Source organism: Streptococcus mitis, from assembly GCF_002096895.1.
In the GTDB taxonomy this organism is placed as follows: domain Bacteria; phylum Bacillota; class Bacilli; order Lactobacillales; family Streptococcaceae; genus Streptococcus; species Streptococcus mitis_AH.
In genome coordinates, this window is record NZ_NCVI01000008.1 from 1 (window position 1) to 2,524 (window position 2,524).

General features: G+C 39.9%; 3 protein-coding genes and 1 pseudogene. All 4 read left to right on the top strand.

Features of this window, described 5'->3' with window-relative positions; all coding sequences use genetic code 11:
• Positions 1 to 66 (top strand): annotated as a pseudogene (locus B7697_RS00050) (SprT family protein); the annotation flags it as partial.
• A gap of 58 nt (positions 67 to 124) precedes the next feature.
• Positions 125 to 397, top strand: coding sequence for a PspC domain-containing protein (locus B7697_RS00055; RefSeq protein WP_033685104.1), 273 nt, complete (start codon positions 125 to 127; stop codon positions 395 to 397).
• A gap of 372 nt (positions 398 to 769) precedes the next feature.
• Positions 770 to 1,528 (top strand): ABC transporter ATP-binding protein, encoded by a 759-nt coding sequence (locus tag B7697_RS00060; protein WP_000173372.1) that lies wholly within the window; start codon positions 770 to 772, stop codon positions 1,526 to 1,528.
• 1 nt (position 1,529) lies between these two features.
• Positions 1,530 to 2,524: FtsX-like permease family protein (locus B7697_RS00065; RefSeq protein ID WP_142358986.1), on the top strand; the 995-nt coding region annotated here is incomplete at its 3' end.

Here is a 2,524-nt window from a genome sequence, read left to right on the forward strand (position 1 = left end):
ACCAAACGCTATCGCTGTGGACTTTGTCGAGGTAAATTACTACTGATAAATCAGCCTGAGGACTGATGAAAGCCGAGCCTACCCGTGATATACTATGACTAACCTAGCAGAAAGAGGAAATATCATGAACAGTAAATTTTATAAGATGAGACGAAATCGTATGATTTCAGGAGTTCTGGCAGGTCTGTCAGACAAGTGGAACTTTGATGTTACTCTTGTTCGCTTCCTATTTGCCATTTTTACAGTCGCAAACTTTGGACTTGGTGTGATTATCTATATCATCCTAGCCTCTATCATGCCTACCAAGGAAGAAATCGAAGCAGAAATGTACGGAACAGGCCCACGTAAACGTAAAGAAGCCCAAGCTATTGAAGAAAATGATGGATGGTTTTGGTAAGGTAGAAACAGTTATTTTACTGTTAGTCTATGAATTCGACTAATCTATTTTAAAATTTTTGAACCCTTGTATCTGCAAGGGTTTTCTTCTTGCCTTCTTTTTATGGTAAAATATTTTTAATGAAATGGGTATGTTCCCTCCAATCTTACAAAAATGTAAGATTAAAGTCTCTTTTGTAAGGTTAGGTTATGGCAAGCGGTCTTTTTTTGATGTAAACTAGACTCATAAAGAACAAAGGAGTAACATCATGAAACAAATCTTACATAAGAAAACTAGAAAACCAAGCCACAAAGATATCGAGCGTGTTCAACTGGGATGCGCTATGATGCAAGCAACATTTCATTTGATGGGATATTAAGAAAGGAGATTCTCATGACACTTTTAGATGTAAAACACGTTCAAAAAATTTATAAAACTCGTTTTCAGGGCAACCAAGTAGAAGCCCTCAAGGATATTCACTTTACCGTGGAAAAAGGTGACTACGTTGCCATCATGGGTGAGTCTGGTTCTGGTAAATCAACTCTTCTCAATATTCTAGCTATGCTGGATAAACCAACTCGTGGTCAGGTTTACCTGAATGGAACAGACACCGCAACCATTAAAAATTCACAAGCCTCTAGCTTCCGTCGTGAAAAGCTAGGATTTGTCTTCCAAGATTTTAACTTGCTAGATACTCTTTCTGTTAAGGACAATATCTTGCTTCCGCTTGTCTTGTCAAGAAGACCTATTACGGAGATGATGAAGAAATTGGTGGTGACAGCTGAGAATCTAGGCATCAACCAATTGCAAGAGAAGTACCCTTACGAAATTTCTGGTGGTCAGAAACAGCGTGTAGCAGTAGCCCGCGCCATCATCACAGAACCTGAAATTCTCCTTGCGGACGAACCGACAGGAGCTCTTGACTCCAAGTCATCTGCAGCCTTACTTGATGTTTTTGATGAAATCAATGAGCGCGGCCAAACCATTCTCATGGTAACCCACTCCACAGCAGCAGCTAGCAGAGCTAAACGTGTACTCTTTATCAAAGACGGCATTCTTTACAACCAAATCTACCGTGGAGAGAAGACAGAACGTCAGATGTTCCAAGAAATCTCTGATACCTTGACTGTCATGGCAAGCGAGGTGAATTAGTATGTTTCGATTAACCAATAAGTTAGCGGTATCGAACTTGATTAAAAACCGCAAACTCTACTATCCTTTTGCGTTGGCTGTTCTCTTAGCAGTCACCGTCACCTATCTCTTTTACTCTCTAACCTTCAATCCCAAGATTTCGGAAATCCGTGGAGGGACAACCATTCAAGCTACTCTTGGATTTGGTATGTTTGTCGTCACCCTTGCGTCAGCCATTATCGTCCTCTATGCCAATAGTTTTGTCATGAAGAACCGTTCCAAGGAACTAGGAATTTATGGCATGTTGGGCTTGGAGAAGCGTCATCTTATCAGTATGACCTTTAAGGAGTTAGTGGTATTTGGGATTCTAACTGTTGGAGCGGGTATCGGTATTGGAGCCTTGTTTGACAAGTTAATTTTCGCTTTCCTACTCAAACTGATGAAATTAAAGGTAGAACTAGTCGCTACCTTCCAAATGAATGTTGTCATTGCAGTGTTGGTAGTCTTTGGATTGATTTTCCTAGGCCTCATGTTCCTGAATGCCCTACGAATCGCCCGCATGAATGCTCTCCAGCTTTCTCGTGAAAAAGCTAGTGGTGAGAAAAAAGGTCGTTTCCTACCTCTACAAACTATTCTTGGTTCCATAAGTTTAGGGATTGGCTACTATCTTGCCCTTACTGTAAAAGATCCTCTCACAGCCCTAACAACTTTCTTCCTAGCTGTTTTACTGGTTATCTTTGGTACCTATCTTTTGTTCAATGCAGGGATTACCGTTTTCCTTCAAATCTTAAAGAAAAATAAGAAATACTATTACCAACCAAATAACCTTATCTCAGTCTCTAACTTGATTTTCCGTATGAAGAAAAATGCAGTTGGATTAGCAACAATCGCTATTTTGTCAACAATGGTCTTGGTTACCATATCTGCAGCGACAAGCATTTTCAATGCCTCAGAATCCTTTAAAAAAGTGATGAATCCGCATGACTTTGGAATTACTGGACAAAATGTTGAAAAAGA

Coding starts and splice junctions, on each gene's coding strand:
- B7697_RS00055 (WP_033685104.1), top strand. CDS start 125: ATGAACAGTAAATTTTATAAGATGAGACGAAATCGTATGATTTCAGGA.
- B7697_RS00060 (WP_000173372.1), top strand. CDS start 770: ATGACACTTTTAGATGTAAAACACGTTCAAAAAATTTATAAAACTCGT.